At 31.5% G+C, this 18,417-nt stretch carries 16 protein-coding genes; 3 read left to right on the top strand and 13 right to left on the bottom strand.

Annotated features, from left to right (window positions below; genetic code table 11):
• Positions 1 to 356: 356 nt before the first annotated feature.
• Positions 357 to 1,262, bottom strand: a complete 906-nt coding sequence (locus tag B3N22_RS00930; protein WP_286904152.1) for a helix-turn-helix transcriptional regulator — start codon at positions 1,260 to 1,262, stop codon at positions 357 to 359.
• 94 nt (positions 1,263 to 1,356) lie between these two features.
• Here B3N22_RS00930 and B3N22_RS00925 point away from each other — a divergent pair, with 94 nt between their 5' ends.
• From B3N22_RS00925 to larA, 3 genes are all read left to right on the top strand, one after another.
• Positions 1,357 to 1,935 (top strand): 5' nucleotidase, NT5C type, encoded by a 579-nt coding sequence (locus tag B3N22_RS00925; protein ID WP_286904150.1) that lies wholly within the window; start codon positions 1,357 to 1,359, stop codon positions 1,933 to 1,935.
• A gap of 105 nt (positions 1,936 to 2,040) precedes the next feature.
• Positions 2,041 to 2,517, top strand: a complete 477-nt coding sequence (locus B3N22_RS00920; protein ID WP_286904148.1) for a hypothetical protein — start codon at positions 2,041 to 2,043, stop codon at positions 2,515 to 2,517.
• Between the two features lie 177 nt (positions 2,518 to 2,694).
• Complete coding sequence (gene larA / locus B3N22_RS00915) at positions 2,695 to 3,969, top strand: nickel-dependent lactate racemase (protein ID WP_286904146.1); 1,275 nt, start codon at positions 2,695 to 2,697, stop codon at positions 3,967 to 3,969.
• Positions 3,970 to 4,054: 85 nt separating this feature from the next.
• On the opposite strand, the gene B3N22_RS00910 is transcribed toward larA, so the two are convergent.
• From B3N22_RS00910 to B3N22_RS00855, 12 genes are all read right to left on the bottom strand, one after another.
• On the bottom strand, positions 4,055 to 5,746 hold the full coding sequence (locus B3N22_RS00910) for a methyl-accepting chemotaxis protein (RefSeq protein ID WP_286904144.1): 1,692 nt from the start codon (positions 5,744 to 5,746) through the stop codon (positions 4,055 to 4,057).
• Positions 5,747 to 5,759: 13 nt separating this feature from the next.
• Entirely contained in the window at positions 5,760 to 6,362 is a 603-nt protein-coding gene (locus tag B3N22_RS00905) for a TetR/AcrR family transcriptional regulator (RefSeq protein WP_286904142.1), read from the bottom strand.
• Between the two features lie 166 nt (positions 6,363 to 6,528).
• Complete coding sequence (locus B3N22_RS00900) at positions 6,529 to 7,749, bottom strand: Zn-dependent hydrolase (protein WP_286904140.1); 1,221 nt, start codon at positions 7,747 to 7,749, stop codon at positions 6,529 to 6,531.
• Between the two features lie 13 nt (positions 7,750 to 7,762).
• Entirely contained in the window at positions 7,763 to 9,268 is a 1,506-nt protein-coding gene (gene preA, locus B3N22_RS00895) for an NAD-dependent dihydropyrimidine dehydrogenase subunit PreA (RefSeq protein ID WP_286904138.1), read from the bottom strand.
• Between the two features lie 188 nt (positions 9,269 to 9,456).
• On the bottom strand, positions 9,457 to 10,836 hold the full coding sequence (hydA, locus tag B3N22_RS00890; protein ID WP_286904215.1) for a dihydropyrimidinase: 1,380 nt from the start codon (positions 10,834 to 10,836) through the stop codon (positions 9,457 to 9,459).
• Between the two features lie 139 nt (positions 10,837 to 10,975).
• Positions 10,976 to 12,004, bottom strand: coding sequence for an ABC transporter substrate-binding protein (locus tag B3N22_RS00885; RefSeq protein WP_286904136.1), 1,029 nt, complete (start codon positions 12,002 to 12,004; stop codon positions 10,976 to 10,978).
• Between the two features lie 30 nt (positions 12,005 to 12,034).
• Positions 12,035 to 12,802 (bottom strand): ABC transporter permease, encoded by a 768-nt coding sequence (locus B3N22_RS00880; RefSeq protein WP_286904134.1) that lies wholly within the window; start codon positions 12,800 to 12,802, stop codon positions 12,035 to 12,037.
• A gap of 18 nt (positions 12,803 to 12,820) precedes the next feature.
• The gene (locus B3N22_RS00875) at positions 12,821 to 13,597 is read right to left on the bottom strand and encodes an ABC transporter permease (RefSeq protein WP_286904133.1); all 777 of its coding nucleotides are present in this window, start codon (positions 13,595 to 13,597) and stop codon (positions 12,821 to 12,823) included.
• Between the two features lie 2 nt (positions 13,598 to 13,599).
• The gene (locus B3N22_RS00870; RefSeq protein WP_073022106.1) at positions 13,600 to 14,409 is read right to left on the bottom strand and encodes an ABC transporter ATP-binding protein; all 810 of its coding nucleotides are present in this window, start codon (positions 14,407 to 14,409) and stop codon (positions 13,600 to 13,602) included.
• 70 nt (positions 14,410 to 14,479) lie between these two features.
• Complete coding sequence (locus B3N22_RS00865) at positions 14,480 to 15,631, bottom strand: iron-containing alcohol dehydrogenase (protein ID WP_286904128.1); 1,152 nt, start codon at positions 15,629 to 15,631, stop codon at positions 14,480 to 14,482.
• Between the two features lie 14 nt (positions 15,632 to 15,645).
• Complete coding sequence (locus tag B3N22_RS00860) at positions 15,646 to 16,971, bottom strand: aminotransferase class III-fold pyridoxal phosphate-dependent enzyme (protein ID WP_286904126.1); 1,326 nt, start codon at positions 16,969 to 16,971, stop codon at positions 15,646 to 15,648.
• Between the two features lie 169 nt (positions 16,972 to 17,140).
• Positions 17,141 to 18,289, bottom strand: a complete 1,149-nt coding sequence (locus tag B3N22_RS00855) for a PucR family transcriptional regulator (RefSeq protein WP_286904125.1) — start codon at positions 18,287 to 18,289, stop codon at positions 17,141 to 17,143.
• Positions 18,290 to 18,417 lie beyond the last annotated feature (128 nt).

Below are 18,417 nucleotides of genomic sequence, written 5' to 3'. Positions count from 1 at the left end.
ATTCAGACATTCAGACATTCAATAGGTAGTCTACTTTTTCTGCTTGTTCGTTATTCATCTTTTTATAAAAAATATTGTTAAATTTAAAATAGATTATACTGGCGCTGAAAGGCACGCCTACAGAGCAGAAGTGCAGACATTCAATAGATAGTCTACTTTTTCTGCTTGTTCATTATTCATCTTTTTATAAAAAATATTGTTAAATTTTTAAAAGGATTAGATTGAAGATGAGAAAAAGAAGGAATTTAAACAACGTTAAGCAATGAAAGTTTTCACGCTGTAGCTAAATCAATTTCTGCTGTATTAGCTTATTATGCCGAATGATATTTAACTATTACGCACTTATAAGTATAAATTTATAAATAATTTCTTACAGCATCACTTAATCTATTTTTTATTTCTTCTCTTATATATTCTGGTTCTATAACCTCAACATCTGCACCAAAAGATAGTATATATCCATATACCCACTCCCCTTCTGCAAATGGGGTATTAACCTCTATATATTTATCATTTTTATTATTTATATCTTCAATTTTAAACTCGTCATAAACTCTATGGGTTATTTTACGATTAAATCTAAATATAAGGTTAATCATATTATTCTTTGAGGAGGAACTATCTATAAACCTTCCATCTCCATCTACAAAATCAAAGCCTTCATCTCTTATGATTAGTTCTCTTATTCTTGAGATTTTAAAGGTTCTATTAGCATTTCTAGTTCTACAAAATCCAACCACATACCAAGCTTGCCCTTTAAATATTAATTTATAAGGCTCCACCTCTCTTTCAGTTTCCTCTCCATCGTAATTTATATAATTAAAACGTATAACCTTATGACTTAAAATTGATGATTTAATTTTATTAAACTTATTTTTTTCTTCTTCCCCACTACCCCAACTAGAAAAATCAACTTCCAACCAGTTATAGCTGTTTGCATTTTTAAACAAAGCTCCAAGCTTAGTCAAAACTCCATCAATTTCAGGATATTTAACAGCCTTAAGATTATGCAAGGCATTTAACATTTCTGATTGCTCTTCTTCTGAAAAAATTGATTTATTAAGAGTAAACTCTGGTAATATCCTAATTCCACCTTTATTACCCTTGTTTGTGTATATAGGAATATTCGCTAAACTAAGTGCATCTATATCTCTATAAATAGTTCTAGTAGATACTCCAAACCGTTCAGCAAGTTCCTTTGCTGTGATATTTTCTTTATGTAAAAGAATCATCACTATTTCTAACAATCTATTAATTTGCATACTTTTACCATCCTTACTTATATATATTTAACCTATATTTAATAAAACCTTAACTTCCAAATGATAATATAATTCATATAAGGAGAGTGATTAAATGAAAAATTTAAACATCTGTATTGATATTGATGGTACAATAACTGATGCATATTATTGGTTAAATCTTTCTAATAAATATTTTAATACCAATGTTTCTAAAGAACAAGTTACTGAATATTCAATTCCCAATGTTTTAGGTGTAGAGGAAAGTGTTTATGCTGAATTTTATGAAAATCATAAGTTTCAAATTCATCTTGAGCAAGAACTTCTACCAAATGCTCGCAAACTAATAAATAAACTTAGTATGTATAATAATATATATTTTGTAACTGCTAGAGATAAAAGCTTAACTATGTTAACCCATGGTTATCTTAAGAAAAATGAAATTTCTTATGATGGTCTTTATGTTTTAGGTTCACCAGATAAAGTTGAAACAGCTAACCAACTTAATTGTGACATATTTATTGAGGATAGCTATGATAATGCACTTCAGCTTTCAAATGCTGGCTATAAGGTTCTACTAATTGATACGAACTACAATAGACTTCCTCTAAATGATAATATTACTCGAGTGTATAATTGGAAAGAAATATATAAAATAATAAATAAACTGTTATTACAATATGAGGCAATGTAATAACAGTTTATTTTTTGTTACTTTGACTAATATCTAAAAAGGTACACATTAACTATATGTATTAATATATTAGTAGTAGTTAAATTAATTCTTGGAGATGAATATATGCCTTCATATAATTACTCTACAAATAATGGTTCTACAAATAACTCCTCTTTAAACGGTACATCTATACGTCAAACTGGTAATGTACAGCTTGATTTAGAATTAATAGATAAAGAGATTGCCGCAGCATACACTGCTATTTTTGCTTATATAGTTCTTCTTTTTTCAGCACATGAAGATAAACAAATTATATATAATAGATTAAAAGGTACTGAGCCTAATAATGCTGTTAGCCCAAATAGATTAGTTGCTTTATCAAATAGCCTAGTACTTATTGCTTATATTATTTTTGGTAATGTAGCAGATAGGCGATATGTAGAAATTGTTGAATCAGAAGCCATAGAAGATACTCCTCTAACTCCAATCCCTAACTTAAATATAAGTAAAGGGTATAACATAGCAATTATAGGATGTATATTTAAAGTTCTTGGAGCCATGCAACGAGTAAATGAAGAAGATATTATAACACTAGATTAGTTCAAATCTTTTTTCAACTTGTTATTAAGCTATAATCTACTCTAAGATACCTTTATATCAATATATACTTAAAAAGCTCTGCCTTGCTAATCTTATGTACTCTTGGCATGGCTTTTTTATTTTTCATTTTGTATGTTAAAATATGGTTATGTATATTTTTTAAGAGGAGGAGAATTTATGAATACAATTGATATCCCTTATTCCAATAAAACACTAAAAATAACTATCGAGGATAAAAATTTAAAAGGTATTTTAGAGTCAAAAGCAAATAATTACAGGGCTTCTATTTCTCAGGATGAAATCGTAAACAAAGCCCTTGATAGCCCTGTTGGCAGCAATTCTTTAGAGGAACTAGTAAAAGGTAAAAATAACATGGTTATCATCACAAGTGATCATACAAGACCAGTTCCTAGTAAAATTACCATGCCTATATTATTAAAAAGAATAAGAAAGGTAAATCCGAGTATCAATATAAAAATACTTATAGCCACAGGTTTTCATAGACCAACTACAAAAGAAGAGATGATTAGTAAGTTTGGCAAAACAGTTGCAGAAAATGAAGAAATAATAAATCATATCTCAACAGATGAGAGTAGCTTAGTTAATGTTGGAACTCTACCTTCTGGAGGGGAACTTTATTTAAATAAATTAGCTATGGAGACTGAGTTACTTATATCAGAAGGTTTTATAGAACCTCACTTTTTTGCTGGATTTTCTGGAGGTAGAAAAAGCATATTACCTGGAATAGCTTCTGCAAAAACTATAATGGCTAATCATTGCTCTGAATTTATAAATAGCAGTAAAGCTAGAACTGGAATAATAGAGGACAATCCTATTCATAAAGACATGCTTTATGCTGCTGAAAAAGCAAACCTTGAATTTATATTAAATGTTGTTATAGATGAAGATAAAAATATTATAAATGCCTTTGCTGGAGATAGTAAACTAGCTCATGAAGAAGGTTGTAAATTTGTAATGGAGCTTTCAAGTGTAAAAAGCATACCTGCTGACATTGTAGTTTCAAGTAATGGTGGATATCCTTTAGATCAAAATATATACCAATCCGTAAAAGGAATGACAGCTGCTGAAGCTACTTGTAGAAAAGGTGGAGTAATTATTATGATAGCAGCCTGCAATGATGGTCATGGTGGACAATCTTTTTATGATAATGTAGCACAAGCTAAAAATCCTCAAGAACTTTTGGACAAGGTACTAACTGTTCCTCGAAACGAAACCATTCCTGATCAATGGGAATTTCAAATACTTGCAAGAATTTTATGTAACTATACTGTAATTATGGTTACTGATATGTGTGATCCAGATATGATTAAAAGTATGCATATGAAACATGCAAGTACATTTGAAAAAGCTTTAGAAATAGCTTATAAAATAAAAGGAAAAGATGCAGAGGTTGTTGTAATTCCAAACGGTGTAGGGGTAGTAGTAAAATAATAATTTTTAATACTAAAAGTATATAAATATTAAAGACACATATATCTTATAGTCAACTATGGCTACTATACATGTGTCTTTATAATTATACTTTAAATTTATCTATTAATTTATTTATATTTATAGTCATATCACTTAAATCTTGAGCTGTAGTTGTGACTTCTTGAGAAGAAGCACTCATCTCTTCTGATGATGCAGCTATTTCTTCTGATGATGCAGAAACCTCCTCAGATATAGCTGTTAAGGATTCTATATTTTTAACTATCGAATCTTTTTCATTTTTTATTGATATTGCTGAGGTATTTACAGATTCTATCATTGGTATTATACCATTAACAGACTGAATTATATTTTTAAAGGAATCCATAGTAGTATTTATTATGTTTATCTGATTACTAAGCTCAGAATTCATTCCATCAGCAGAGTTAATAATGTTCTCACTATCTTTTGATATATTGTTTATTAAACTATTTATATCCATTGAAGAATTTTTTGATTGCTCCGCAAGTTTTCTTATTTCATCTGCTACAACTGAAAATCCCTTTCCAGCTTCACCAGCTCTAGCAGCCTCAATAGCTGCATTTAAGGCTAAAAGATTAGTTTTATCAGCTATACTATTAATTGCATTTGTTATATCATTAATTCTTAATATATTACCTTCAAGCAGGTTTATCTTACTCATGAATTCATTAAATGTAAGATTTATATTTTCAACAGATTTAAATAAGTGACTCATATCTTCGTTACTTGTGTTTGCCATAGAGCTTATATATTTAGAACTTGAATCTATTTCATAAATATCACTAACAATTTCTTCAACTTCGCTACCAAATTTCTCAAGTACAAAGGATACTTGTACTAGGTCTTCTGCTTGAGTTACAGTTCCTTTTGCTACCCCTTGTATAGCCATAGCTACTTCTTCAGAAGAGGATGCCATTTCCTCTGATACAGCAGTTAAATTTTCTCCTTTTTCTTGTAAATAATTTGATGTTGTTTTGATTTCTTTAACTAATGAAGATATATTTTTATTCATGCTATTTAAGCTTTCTGCTATATCTCCTGTTTCATCTTTTGCATCTATGTTGCAAACTTCCGTAAGGTCTCCATTTGAAATCTTATTTAAAGAAAATACAATTTTTTTAATATTTTTTGTTATGGAATTAGTAAATAATATTGATATTAGGATAGCTAGTCCTACTATTACAAAAGTTATTATTCCTATTGTTAACATTAAAGCATTTACTTCAGAATTTATCTTTGATTCTTCTATTCCTATAAATAATATTCCTATAACCTTATTTGAGTTATCTTTTATTGGTACATACTTTGCCCTATATTTAGAGTCAAGTACTTTAGCTGATCCAATATACTCTTTTTCTTTTGTTAAAACCTCATTTGCTATTTCCTCAGATACCTTTGTTCCAACAGCTCTTTTACCATCTGTTATAACATTTGTAGCAACTCTAGTATCTCCAAGAAATATTGTAGTTGGTGAATTTGTTGCTTCTTTAACGGTATCTACAAATTCTGTATTATTATTTATAATAGTATTTCCTTTATAAAGCTTGTCTCCTTCTACTTTCCAATTACCAGGGTACTTCTCGTCTAAAATACTCTCTGCCAAATTAACATAGCTATTAAGGCTAGTATTCAAATTATTTACAACTAGATTTTTTATCTGAGAAAATACTACTCCAAAAACTGAAACTCCTAAAACTACTAATAAAGATATTGTCATTACTAAAATTTTGCCTTTTAATTTTAACTTGCTAACCACTTTCTTTTCCCCCTTAAGCTTTTATTTGTGTGCCATAAAATTTATTTCTTACACTCTCCCAGAAATAGTTCCAACTTTTATTAACTTTATCCATGTTAAAAATATCTGAATTTAACTCCATTTGTATGTTTCCTTGTAAGAGACAGTAATAGAAATATATTATGGCATCAACTTCCTCTTTTGTTAATTCTTCTTTGTTAATTCCATTTTCAATTGTTTCAGTAATTAAGTAATTCATTAAATTTTTGAACTTTTCTATTCTATCAATAATTTTTTCTGGTAAATCGTAAGATGTAACAAAAAACAAATAAGCTAAAAATCCTCCAATTGGTTTATTCTCTCTAATGTAATTAATACTTTCTATTAAAATATTTTCAAGAATAACTTTGGTATCACATCCTCTATTTTCATTGATAAGATTTAAAAACTTTGAGTAAATCTTTGAAGACTTATCTTCAAACACTTGTAAAAATAAGCTTTCTTTACTATCGAAATGTGCATAGATAGAAGGTTTTTTTATTCCTGCTTTTTGTGATATCTCAGAAATACTTACACTGTTATAGTGACCTTTTGAAAATGATTCAAAGGCAGCATCAAGTATTTTTTGTTTAGACAAATCCTCACCTCTTCCTACCTATCGTTAGTTCTTGTAAAAATATTAGCATCTTTTTACTTAATAGTCAATTCTAATTAATAATTTTTATTTATAAATATTTATTTCTATAAAAAGTAAAAACTCACAAATCTAACTAGATCCTGTGAGTTTTTTAATATCTTAATATTTAATTTTTATCAATATCTAATATTGTTTGTAATAATACGTTTGCTCCTTTTAAACAATTTTCAAGTGGAGTAAACTCCTTTTCACAATGGCTGTGTCCATTTTCGCTAGGTACAAAAATCATGGTTGTTGGAATTATTTCTGTTATAAATTGAGCATCATGTCCTGGCCCACTATACATTTTTTTAGTGGAATAACCATATTCTTTTGCATTTTTTTCAACGTAATCTATAAAGTCAGAGTTAAAGCGAACTGTATTACGTGACCATGCCTTTTCATAACTTGCTTCACACTTTTCAACCACCTTAGGAATTTCATTTATAATATCAAGAACCTTACTTATAACATCTGGGTCTTGATGTCTTGCATCTAAAGTAAACTTTACACAGTCTGGAATAACTGTATGGATATTAGGATGTGCTGATATTTTACCAGTTGTATATACTAACTTGCTATCAAGCTTATCAAGCTCATCATGTAGATATTGTATAGTTTTTACAGCTGCATATAAAGCATCTTTTCTATACTTCATAGGTGTTGTTCCTGCATGATCTGCTTGACCTATAAATGTAAATTCATAGTTTATCATTCCGCAAACCCCTTCTACAACTCCTATATCTATTTTTTCATCCTCAAGTACTGGTCCTTGCTCTACATGTAGTTCTACTAAAGCCTTGTACTTCTCTAATGTAGCTCTGTTTTCTATTTCGCCCATGTAACCACTAGCTTCTAGAGCTTCTTTAAATGTAATTCCTTCAATATCTTTTGATGCTAACATAATATCCTTATCAAATTTGCCAGTTATAACTCCAGAAGACATCATTGCAGGTTCAAAGCGAGCACCTTCTTCATTAGTCCATACTACTACAGTAATAGGATGTTTATGTTTTATCTTTTCAGTAACAATAGTTTCTGCTGCTTCTAGTGCCGTAAGTACTCCTAATATGCCGTCATAATTCCCGCCTTGCTTAACTGAATCCATATGAGAACCACTCATTATAGCTGGAAGTCCTTCTTCGCCAGGTATAGTTGCATAAATATTAGCCATGTCATCAGTTTTTATTTCCATTCCGAGTGTTCTGCACCTTTTGCAAAACTCTTCTCTTGCCTCTAGAGCTTCCTTAGATAAAGATAATCTTGTAATGCCTCCTTTTCCTGTATCTCCAAACTTACTAAAAGTTTTAATTTTGTCTTCAAGTCTTTCTTTACTACAAGTTAACATCTCAGTATCCCCCTTATTTTTTTTTATTAACCCTTTTTCCTGGTGCCACAGCGTTAGCTGGACAAACAGTTACACATAGTTGACATCCCACACACTTATTTGCAATAAGTATAGGCTTTTTACTTTTCTCATCCATTTTTATTGCTTGATGGCCTCCATCATAACAGGATAAATAACATCTACCACAACCTACACATTTTTCTCTATTAAATCTTGGATAACAGATACTATCCCTCTCTAGTTCATCTGCTGGAACTATTTTAGGAAGTGCTTTCCCTACAATTTCAGAAATACTATGGTATCCTTGTGAACTTAAATATAACTTCATCCCATTTATTAAATCCTCAATAACTCTATATCCATACTGCATTACAGAAGTTGTAATCTGAACATTTTTACAGCCTAATGCTAAAAACTCTGCAGAATCTCTCCAGGTTTCTATTCCACCCATTCCACTAAACTCTGCATCTTTTAACGCTTCACAACTACTCATACTATGAATAAAACGAAGGGCTATAGGTTTTACTGCCTTCCCTGAGTATCCACCAACACTTGTTTTACCTTCTACATTTGGTTCCGATTCAAAGGTTTCTAAGTCTAAGTTCATTATACTTTTAATTGTGTTAATAGCTGCTATACCTGTTGCTCCTGCCTTCATTGCAGCTATTGCAGGAACTTCCATATTACCTATGTTCGGTGTCATTTTAGCTAATATAGGTAGATGGGTGCCTTTTCTTGTAGCCTTTGTATAAAGAGCTACTAAATCTGGGTCTTGACCAACATCTGAACCTACTCCTTTATTCGTCATGTGAGGGCAAGAAAAATTACATTCTATTATATCTGCTCCTGCCTCTGTCATTAATTTAGCTAAGGTAGTCCATTCCTCTTCGTTTTGTCCCATAATTGATGCAACAATAACTTTAGTTGGGTAGTTTTTCTTTAACTTTTTTAGGAATTCAATATTTTCTTCTAAGGTGTAATCAGAAATCTGTTCAATATTTTTAAATCCTACAAAAGGTACATTCTCTTTTGTAAGGGCTGTAAACCTTGGAGAAACCTCTTTAGGCACAAACATACCTATAGTTTTAAAAGCCACTCCTGACCATCCCATATCAAAGGCCTTAGCTACCATCTCATAGTTACTACCAACTACAGAAGATGAGAGAAAAAATGGGTTTTCACATTTAACTCCACAAAAATCTATTGATAAATCAACCTCTTTTTCTTCAACCTTTTCTTCACTAGATATACCTTTTAGTATTCTATCTATATTAACTGGATCGTTAATCTTACCTTTTAAACAGTCATCTTTACAAGCTTTAGATTCACACATATCACAAGGCAGGACATCAGGCAATTTGTTTACTGCTCCAGCCTTATTTTCAAATCTTAAAGAAAGAATAATACTATCAACTTCTACTGAATGAGGGCAAGCTTTTCGGCAAGGTGCCTCATGACAAAGTAAACATCCTGCAATATCCTCTCTAAGTGAAATATCTTTATATAATAAACTATTCATTTCATTGCCCCCTCTTAATACATCTTTATCTGATGTCTAGCCACTGTAACACTCCCACGCACTGTGTGAAAGCGACTACGCCAAATATAAAATTTGGAATATCTGCTTTTCTTCAATTGGGAGATAACAGTGGCACGACCCTAGATAAGTTCAACTAACATTCAGTTGGGGATCAAACCCCACCTGAATCAAGTTTCACTTAATTTACGTCCTACTCTTTTAACAAACTTACCAAATCCAGGTGTTCCAACAAAGTCACCATTATCATATACCAAAGCTCCACGTACATAAGTTTGCACTGGATATCCCTTAAGTTTTTTACCTTCCCAAATAGTATGATCATAATCTGAATGCATGTTATCTACTGAAATTGTGAACTCTTTTTCTGGATCATATATAACTATATCTGCATCCTTTCCAACAGTTATAGAACCTTTCTGCGCACATCCAAATATCTTTGCAGGATTAGTTGAGCATAGTTCTACAACTCTATTAAAACTTAACTTTCCTTCATTTGCTTTAGATAACATGTATGGATATAAGTTTTCAACCCCTGCACATCCATTAGGAATCTTAGTAAAATCATCTTTACCCCAATCTTTTTCATAACTTTGGAATGGGCAATGATCTGTAGCTACAGTATCTATAGCTCCTGTGTTAATGGCTTTCCAAAGTGCATCTTGACTTTCTTGTCCTTTGATTGGCGGTGAACATACAAAGTTTCTTCCATCTTCTCTTTTATAAACTTCACTAGTAAATTCTAAATATTGAGGACAAGTTTCTATATATATGTCGTGTCCATCCATTTTAGCTTCTATAGCAGCTTCTAGGCCTTCTTTATCAGCCATATGAACTATATAAAGCGGTGCATCTACCGATTTTGCTATATGAACAGCTCTCTTATCTGCTTCTGCCTCAACATACTCAGGTCTACTTAAATAATGATACCAAGCTGAGGTTTTTCCTTCTTTTAAAAACTTTTCAATATTTAAATCAATTAAATCTGGGTTTTCTGCATGAAGATTAGTTATGGCACCGGTTTCCTTAGCTTTTAACAAAATTTTAGTGAAGGTTGCATCATCTACCATCATTCCTTCTTTTTTATATACAAAAAAACATTTAAAGCTTGTTATACCGTAATTAACTGCCTCTTCAAATTCATCTAATATCTTCCCATCATTTAAGTCTGTTATAATGCAATGGAAGGCATAATCAACACAAACTTCTGGGTCAGCCATTTCTCTTCTTCCCTTTACAGTCTCTAAAATACCACTGCCTTTTCTTTGCATTGGATAATCAAAAACTGTAGTAACTCCACCACAAGCTGCAGCTCTTGTTCCAGATAAATAACTGTCTGATGAAACAGTACCTCCAAAAGGCATTGCCAAATGTGTATGAACATCTATAGCCCCAGGTAAAATCATCTTTCCTTTAGCATCAACAACCTTTGCTCCTTTTTCATCTAAATCTGTACCTATTGCTACTATCTTTCCACCATTAACAGCTATATCAGCTACATATGTCTCACTTGATGTTATAATCATTCCATTTTTTATAATTAAATCCATACATATTCCCCTTTCATTTATACCATTTATAACCTTTACTGCCACTTACACATCACCCATTTAGATGATGATAAGTCGCACTAAGCTTGTATATTTATGGTTCAGATGAGAGAATTCTCTCATCTGAACTTAAGTTTAATTACTTAGTTGCTTCATCCCAGTATTCTGAAGTAAATGTTGTTTTATCAACTACTGGATCTTTAGCTAAATCTTTATTATAAAGTTTTAAGAATTTTGCTGTTTGTTTAACTGCATCCATATCTATTTGTCCTATTTTAGCTGAGTCAAATCCTTCTGGAGCTGCAAGTTTAGCTACTTCTTTAGCCATATAAACCTGATGTTCTAAAGATACTGATTTATCAACTTCATAAACAATTTTTCCAGCTGCTTCTGGATTTTTAACAGCTTCTTGCCATCCTTTTATAGTAGCTTTTAAGAAACGAGCAACTACATCTTTATTCTTAGATGCCCATTCAGAGTTTACAAATAAACAGTCTTCAAGCATCGCAACACCTTCGTCATTCATGTTTATAACATTTAAATCACTTTCTGGAATACCACTTTCTAATAACAATCCAAATTCGTTATAAGTCATTGCAGAAGCTGCATCAACTGAACCTTCTTTTAATTGATCCATTGTATAATCTTGTTGAACTAACTTTAGGTCAGAATCTTTGTTTAATTTGTATTTTTCTAATAATGCAAGAACTTCATATTCATTACCACCAAACCAGTTAGCAACTTTTTTACCTTTTAAATCTGTTGGAGAATTAATTCCTGAGGATTTCTTAGAAGCTAATAATAAACCTGACTTTTGGAATACTTGTGCTATTTCTTGTAACTCATATCCTTGAGCTTGATAGGTCATTAAACTTGATACCCATGTAACTCCGATATCTGCTGCCCCGTTATATACATTTTGTTCTGGTATAATATCACTTCCACCTGGTAAAAGTTCTATATCTATTCCCTCTTCTTTGTAATAACCTTTCTCAGCAGCTACATAAAATCCCATAAATTGTGACTGAGGAAGCCATTTTAGTTGAAGTTTCACCTTATCTAAACTTCCATCAGTCTTTGTAGTATCTTGTGCCTTAGTACCGCAGCTTACAAGGGTTAATCCCATCATTACTACGCTTAAACATAGAGTTAATAATTTCTTTTTCATTTTTATATCCCCCTTTTTAAATAAAATAATTTATCTTTGAGAAGCATGCCATTTTATAGCTCTGCGTTCTACCAAAAGAACAATTAAATATAGAACAATTCCTACTAAGGCTGCCATAACTATGTAAGACCACCCCATTGCCATCATCCCTTTTCTTAAGTTATCTTTTACTCCAAACCCAATACCTGAAGTAGATGCAGCAAAATACTCACTTATCATTGCAGCCATTATTGCTGCTGCAACATTTATTTTTAGTGCAGTTAACACACTAGGCAAACAATTAGGTAATCGAAGTTTAAAAAATATAACCCTCTCTGAGGAAGCATAGGATTCCAATAAATCTTTAGAGAAAGACTTTAAATCATTTAACCCTCTATAAGCGTTAATTGCCATAGCTGCCATACAAACTACTGTTACTACGCCTACCTTTTGAGCAAATCCACTAGTAAACCAGCGATTCATTATAGGAGATAATGCAACTATCGGTATTGCATTAAATGCTGCTATTATACTAAGTCCTGTGTATCCCCACTTTGGAAATTGTGTAGCTATTACAGCCACTAAAAATCCAATAAGACATCCTAAAGCTAGTCCAACTAAAGCTCCTGAAATTGTTACAATAGTATCTGCTATAGCTTTATCAAAATTCTTTTGCAGAGTATCTATAATTTGTGATGGTATAGGTAGTTGAAAAGGCTTAAAACCTAAAACATCATGTATAAGTCCTTTTTGCCATATAAATATAACTAATATTCCAAATCCCAAAGGCAATAAAACATTTTTAACTTTTTCTTTCATGACTTCTTCTCCTTTCCCTTATGTAGTTTGTTTTCTCCATGGCATACATATCTTCTCAAAGAAAATCACTACAAAATAACCCATAATACCCATAAGCGCACTAGTTACAACTGAAGCCCAAAAGACATCTTTTGTTCCAGAATATAATGAATAAAGAAGTTTAACACCTATCCCACCACTTGAACCTAACATATCAACTAATATTGATGCAGTTATTGCCATTGGCGCTGCTATTTTTAATCCTGCAAATAGATAGGGTAAACTATAGGGAATCATAAGCTTGTAATATATGCTCTTTTTCTTAGCTGCATATGAATATAGTAGTTCCTTCTTATCACTTTCAACACTATTAAGTCCACTCAGCATATTAACTGAAACAGGGAAAAATGTTATATAAGCGGCTATTACTATTCTTGAAGTATTCATATCCTTAACTAAAGTGAATATTATAGGAGCAAGTCCTAATACTGGTATCATTTGTGATACTATCAAATAGGGCAAAGCTATCTTTTCTGCTATCTTTGATAAACTCATAATAATTGCCAATACAAAACCTATTAAAGCTCCAAGTGCAAATCCTAAAACAGCTCTTGAAAAAGTAAGTCCAGCTGCTGAAACTAAATCGGTAAAATTCTGAGTAATAGATACAATAATACTATGTGGATAAGGTAACTTCGCATCAGCCATAGGGTCATTAATCACTTTATCTAGAAAGAAAGCAATCAATTCCCAAACTAAAAATACTCCAATAGTCCACACTAAATTGACTTTGTATTTTTCTTTCTTACTTAGCATTATCACACCCCCTCAAAGCTGTTTCTAATTTTAGTTATATAGTCATAGAATTTTTGTGTTTGTTTTGATTCCATATTTCTTGGTCTTGGAATATCTATATCTATTACAGCTGAAACACGTCCAGGATGTGGTGATAAAACAACAACTCTATCAGATAGGAAAACCGCTTCTGAAATATTATGAGTTACAAATACTACTGTCTTTTTTGTTTTACTCCAGATATCCAAAAGATCTTCATGAAGTTTTTCACGAGTAAATTCATCTAAAGCAGAAAATGGCTCATCCATAAGAAGAATTTCTGGATTAATTGCTAATGCTCTTGCTATACCAACCCTTTGCTGCATGCCGCCACTTAATTCATAGGGATAATGTTTCCCAAACTTTGATAATCCTACTAGATCAAGCATTTCTGAAACCTTAGCTGTACGATCCTGTTTCTTCATACCTAAAATCTCCATTGGCATACATACATTTCTTCTAACTGTTCTCCAATCATATAAAACCGGATTTTGAAACACTACTCCAAACTTCTTTTGTAGTCTTATATCTCTTGGACTTTGTCCTCTTACTGTGATATTTCCCATAGAAGGTTGTAATAAATCTGCTATGATTCTAAGCAATGTTGTTTTTCCGCAGCCTGATGGTCCTAATAATGAAATAAATTCTCCTTCTTTAACCTCTAGGTTAACATCCTTAAGAGCGGTTACCGGTTTTCCACCATTTTTATCTTGATATATCATGCTTAAATTTTCTATTTTAATTTCTATATTATTTGACTCTTCTTGAAATGTAGTTTCTATTTCATTAATCATACTTACTACGCCTCCCCTAAATATAAAAAATGACGCAAAACCTTAAGTTTTGCGCCATTGCAAATTATTTCTACCATAATCTTTCGTATATTTTTAATAAATCATCTTTTAAAACTTCTTTTATTGTATTTGATGGACTTCCGCTGTTCATTGCATCTTGTGCCATTTTATCTACAAATTTATTAAACTCATCTTTATCTATACCATATTCTTTTAATGTAGGTATTTCACATACCTTACATAGCTCTGAGAGTTTATCTAAAAAAGCTTCTGAAGCTTCCTTATCACTTTTGCTTTCATCAGCTGCCCCGATTGCTCTTCCAATCTCACCAAATCTCTCATAGCTACCATCTAAAACATAGCTTAAACATTCCTTTATAAGCATTGCATTTGAAATTCCATGTGGTACATGAAATAAAGCTCCTATTGGTCTACTCATTCCATGAACTATGGTTACAGAGGAATTGTTTATACACACTCCTGCTTCATAAGCAGCTATTGCCATTTCTTCTCTTGCTTTTTTATCTTCTCCATTTTTATATACAAGTGGTAAATACTTAAATATTTTTTTAATCGAAGATAAGGCAAAAGTATCTGTTAATGGATTAGCTTTTCTTGAAGTATAAGCTTCAACTGCGTGAGTTAATGCATCCATACCAGTTGCTGCTGTAACTCCTTTTGGAGCTGTAAGTGAAAACTTAGCATCAATAATTGCTAAATCAGGAAGCAGTGCTTCTCCTTTTAATAACATCTTTATATCTTTTTTTGAATCTGTAATAACTGTAAACTTTGTAGCTTCAGAGCCTGTTCCTGCTGTAGTTGGAATTAATACTAAGGGTGGAAACTTTCCTTCCATAGTTTGTCCCATGTAATCTGAGATTTCTCCTTCAAGTTTTGTCATAGCTACTATTGCTTTTCCACTATCTAAAGGACTTCCTCCTCCTACTGATATACAAAAGTCACATTCTCCTTCTTTATAAGACTTAACTCCAGCTTCAATCATAACCTCTGTTGGTTCACCAGTTATTTCATTAAAAATTAAATAATCCATTTCCCATTTCTCTAAACAGTCAGTAATAATTTTAACTGTACCCATCTTAGTTACATTTTTACCTGATACAATAAGTGCCTTTTTCCCAAAGGATTTTATTATATTTTCACTTTGTTCAAGTGCACCGTCTCCCATAATAGTACGTCCTGGTAAACTAAATTCATATGCCACTATTTTCACCTCATCTAGATAAATTCTTTGTCCACAATTTCAAGCACTTCATCTAATTTAGCTAACTCTTCAACTAGCTGCTCTTCTGTAATAATTAATGGTGGAGCTACAAGTATCATATTTTCATGGGTATAGGTCATGAATTTTCTTTCTTTAAGCATTCCTAAGATTTTTCCCATAACTCCTTCTGGATCTTTTCCATAAGGTACTAATGCCTCTTTTGTCTCTTTATCCTTAACTAATTCCACAGCTGAAAATAACCCAATATATCGTACATCCCCGACAGATGGATGTTTTCCCTTGATCTCTTCAAGTTTTTCACCAAGTACTTTCCCAACCTTATTTACATTATCTAAGATGTTTTCTTCTTCATAATAATTAATACAAGCAAGTCCTGCTGCACAAGCTAGAGGATGACCACTATAAGTTAAGCCACAAGATAATAAATTATCATCAAAGTATGCTGCAATTTCACTACTTACTGCTACTCCCCCAAGTTGAACATAACCACAGGTTACACCTTTTGCAAAAGTTACGATGTCAGGTTTTACTCCAAAATTCTCAAATCCAAACATCTTACCAGTTCTGCCCCAGCCTGTCATTACTTCATCACATATCATTAAAATACCAAACTCATCACATAAAGCTCTAACTCCTGGTAAATAGCCCTTCGGTGGAATTATTATACCATTTGAACCTGTTATGGTTTCTAAAACTATAGCTGCAACACTGTTTGGTCCTTCATATACTATCTGCTCTCTTAATTTTGTCAAATAGTATTTTGTTGCCTCTTCTTCAGATTTAAATTCTATAGCTTCCCTATAAATATATGGGTCAAAAAACTTAACAAACCCCGGTATTCCAGGTTCTAAAGTATATCTTCTAGGTTCACCAGTTAAGTTTCCTGCCCCAAATGATGATCCATGATAACTACGATAGCGGCTAAATACCTTAGACTTACCTGTAAACATTCTTGCTATTTTAACTGCATTTTCGTTGGATTCTGCACCTGCATTTGTAAAAAATACTTTTCCCATATTATCAGGCATTAATTCGATTATTTTCTTTGCAAGCTTTGCTCGAGATTCCGCTCCAAAGGATGGTCCTACAAAACAAAACTTGTCTACTTGTTCCTTAATTGCATCCCCTATTGCTTTATTCCCAAATCCAAGATTCATATTAACTAGTTGAGAAGACATATCTGTATATCTATTTCCATCATAATCCCAAAAATAAATTCCATCAGCTTTTTCAACGGATATTGGATTTAAATTTCCTTGTTTGCTCCATGATTGTAAATTATATTTCTTTAATGTACTTTTAATTTCCTCACCATTCATATCATAACACGCTCCCCTTAAATAAAAAGACGGAACTTATTCTATTGAACAAGCTCCGTCGCTGTTTATCAAATTTCTATTATTCATCTTTAACATGTTTATATTATATACCTGTGTTTTAATTAAATACAATGAATAGGTGACTAAGTTTTTTTGTGCATATGCACATCTACATTAAATCTTTAATATAAAATCCTAAATAAAATCTTAACTTCTCATCTAATCCTAGAGGATTAAATCCAGTTATTTTTTCAATTTTTTTAAGCTGATTATTAACAGTATTTCTATGAATATATTGTTTTTCAGCAACAAGACTTTGACTTCCGTTATTTTTTAAATATGTATACAAAAACTCCATTAAATCTGTATTATTTTCCTTATCATATTTCTCTAATTTTCCTAAGGTCTCCTCATAATATGCCTTTAGAATATTTTTATCTTTTGTATTTAATAAAATTTTATAAATATCTAATTTATCATAAAAAATTATCTCTTTACCTTTTTTCTTAGCCATATTCATAGCTGTAAAAGCATTATTAAAGTTTTCCGCCTGAACCTTTATTCCTGCCTTATTTTCACCTACACCCATATAAATTTTACAGGAGTGCATATCCCATTCGCTAAAGAAATTAGTTACAAAACTATTTATATTATAATTACTATAATTAACTAAAACCAAAACCCAGCAATCATTATGGGGAAAAGATATATAAAGCTCATGAATACTTCTAGCAATTCTTTCAGAATACATCCTGATTCTATTCATATTAAACTCTTCATCTTTTTCTCCCTCAAAAGACATAACAATAAAACAGAAATTGCTATCCCTTAAATATCCATACCTCTCCATTTGAAGTATATGAGTCTCTAAATCTCCAATTTGAAATATAATATTTTTAATAGTTGTTGCAAGACTTATCTCTACCTGCTCACTTTGTATAATCCTAGAACATACATCCCTAGTTATATCAACCATCCTTGTTTCCCAAGGAATAGTATAAAGAGGCATGTTTACACTATTACAATATTTTATTACCTCTTCTGGAACCTCTTTAGTATAGGGCCCAATATTTATAACAAAGGCGCTAGTTCCGACGTTGTATAGTTTTTTTGTATAATTTAAAAGCCAACCTTTTGTTTTATTAAGTATACCTGCAGTAAATACAACTTCATTTCCATGAAGAAATTTACTAACATCATCATCCTCAACTATATGTACCCACTCAACTAATTTATTAAGTCCTTTGTTTCCTGCTATTAATTTCATTTGGTAGAGTACAGCCCCATTTCCAAATAGTTTTCCTACTGTAATTGACATTATATCGCCCCCAAGCAATTACATATTTTTATTTATTATATAACAAAAGAATTCCAAAGGCGACTATGAATATTTATTGTATTCCCATGAAATCAGAACCACCCGTAAAACGGCATAGCCATAAAGCT

Source organism: Clostridium sp. UBA1652 (assembly GCF_002320975.1).
Lineage (GTDB): Bacteria > Bacillota > Clostridia > Clostridiales > Clostridiaceae > Clostridium_T > Clostridium_T intestinale.
The sequence above is the reverse complement of the archived record's forward strand: the minus strand, read 5'-3'. Positions and strand labels throughout refer to the sequence as shown.

Excerpts from the sequence above, each read along its gene's own strand:
- larA (WP_286904146.1), top strand. The coding sequence starts at position 2,695 with ATGAATACAATTGATATCCCTTATTCCAATAAAACACTAAAAATAACT.
- B3N22_RS00875 (WP_286904133.1), bottom strand. The coding sequence starts at position 13,597 with ATGCTAAGTAAGAAAGAAAAATACAAAGTCAATTTAGTGTGGACTATT.
- B3N22_RS00885 (WP_286904136.1), bottom strand. The coding sequence starts at position 12,004 with ATGAAAAAGAAATTATTAACTCTATGTTTAAGCGTAGTAATGATGGGA.
- B3N22_RS00930 (WP_286904152.1), bottom strand. The coding sequence starts at position 1,262 with ATGCAAATTAATAGATTGTTAGAAATAGTGATGATTCTTTTACATAAA.
- B3N22_RS00920 (WP_286904148.1), top strand. The coding sequence starts at position 2,041 with ATGCCTTCATATAATTACTCTACAAATAATGGTTCTACAAATAACTCC.
- B3N22_RS00860 (WP_286904126.1), bottom strand. The coding sequence starts at position 16,971 with ATGAATGGTGAGGAAATTAAAAGTACATTAAAGAAATATAATTTACAA.
- B3N22_RS00900 (WP_286904140.1), bottom strand. The coding sequence starts at position 7,749 with ATGTTAACTTGTAGTAAAGAAAGACTTGAAGACAAAATTAAAACTTTT.
- hydA (WP_286904215.1), bottom strand. The coding sequence starts at position 10,836 with ATGGATTTAATTATAAAAAATGGAATGATTATAACATCAAGTGAGACA.
- preA (WP_286904138.1), bottom strand. The coding sequence starts at position 9,268 with ATGAATAGTTTATTATATAAAGATATTTCACTTAGAGAGGATATTGCA.
- B3N22_RS00880 (WP_286904134.1), bottom strand. The coding sequence starts at position 12,802 with ATGAAAGAAAAAGTTAAAAATGTTTTATTGCCTTTGGGATTTGGAATA.
- B3N22_RS00855 (WP_286904125.1), bottom strand. The coding sequence starts at position 18,289 with ATGTCAATTACAGTAGGAAAACTATTTGGAAATGGGGCTGTACTCTAC.
- B3N22_RS00870 (WP_073022106.1), bottom strand. The coding sequence starts at position 14,409 with ATGATTAATGAAATAGAAACTACATTTCAAGAAGAGTCAAATAATATA.
- B3N22_RS00925 (WP_286904150.1), top strand. The coding sequence starts at position 1,357 with ATGAAAAATTTAAACATCTGTATTGATATTGATGGTACAATAACTGAT.